This is a genomic window from Mesorhizobium sp. M2C.T.Ca.TU.002.02.1.1 (assembly GCF_003997225.1).
The window spans coordinates 1-1,168 of sequence record NZ_RZTO01001245.1; the positions used below are offsets into that span (position 1 = coordinate 1).

At 61.6% G+C, this 1,168-nt stretch carries 3 protein-coding genes; all 3 read left to right on the top strand.

Translation table 11 applies throughout. From position 1 onward, the window contains the following. On the top strand, positions 1–603 hold a 603-nt coding region (locus EOD07_RS35150; RefSeq protein ID WP_164772879.1), incomplete at its 5' end, for a GntR family transcriptional regulator. Between the two features lie 130 nt (positions 604–733). Beyond that, complete coding sequence (locus tag EOD07_RS35155) at positions 734–982, top strand: plasmid stabilization protein (protein WP_127238416.1); 249 nt, start codon at positions 734–736, stop codon at positions 980–982. Beyond that, positions 979–1,168 (top strand): PIN domain-containing protein (locus EOD07_RS35160; protein ID WP_127238415.1); only part of this gene is annotated, 190 nt, incomplete at its 3' end. The genes EOD07_RS35155 and EOD07_RS35160, both read left to right, overlap by 4 nt.

The window sequence follows — 1,168 nt, forward strand, 5'->3', positions numbered from 1 at the left end:
GCCATTGTCGACGGCGAGATCGAGCCCGGCACCCGGCTCATCGAGCTCGACCTTGCGGCGCGCTTCAACGTCAGCCAGGGCACGATCCGGGGCGCCCTCAAATACCTGCAGGCGCAAGGTCTGATCGTCTATCGGCCGCGCCGGGGCAACTTCGTCATTACTGTGGAAAAGCCGGACGTCTACGAAATCTCGATGCTGCGGGACTCACTGGAGGCGCTCGGCGCGCGGCTGGCCGCAAAACGCATAGACGAGGCTGGCCGCAAACAGCTGACCGACATCGTGACGGCCATGAAGACCGCGGCCTCGAACGGCAACCGCAAGAAGCTGATGGAACTGGATTTCGAGTTCCACCGGACGGTCATCGGCATTTCCGGGCACCGGCGGCTGATGGAGATTTACGAAAGGCTCGAAGGCCAGACGCGGATGTTCCTGCGGCTGACGGACCGGTTCTACAACAATTTGCACGACATACCGACCCTGCACGAACCGCTGGTGGCCGCGATCGTCGGTGGCGACGCCGACACGGCATTCCAGCTGTCCATCCGCCATGCCGATGCGGACGCCGAGGAGCTTGTGTCCAGCATGGCCTCGGCGAGCCGCTGAGATTCGCCTATCCGGAGATGACGGAGCCCCGTCAGGGCGGCGGCGTGCCGTTCAGCCAGGTGACGAGCCATCATCTGCCATCTTGATGGCAGAACTCCACCGGTATATTTTACCTTCAGCGGAGCTTCAGATGGCCGAACCACAACTCTCAGTACGCAGCGCCAAGGCACGCGACCTTGCCCATCGACTTGCGCGGCGCGAAAATCGCTCGATAGCCGACATCGTCGAGCGTGCGCTCGAGTCCTATGAGATCCGTGAAGCAGGACGCGAACCCGCGTCCGCTTTCTATGCCCGCCTGGCGGCAGGCAATGGTGCCGATGTCGACCTGGAGAACGTCATCCGCGAAAGCCGGCAGGTCCATAAGGGACCTGAACTTTGATTTTCGTCGATACCAACGTGATTTCGGAAACCCTTAGGAAGGCGCCGGATCCAGCCGTTCTGGCTTGGCTTGTCCGAAACGACGCCGAGTTAGCTCTTTCCACCGTGGCGATTGCCGAAATCGCATTCGGCATCCAGAAGATTCGCCCCGATGAACGAGCCGACCGTCTGGAGCAAGGGCTCTCTC

Coding starts and splice junctions, on each gene's coding strand:
- EOD07_RS35155 (WP_127238416.1), top strand. CDS start 734: ATGGCCGAACCACAACTCTCAGTACGCAGCGCCAAGGCACGCGACCTT.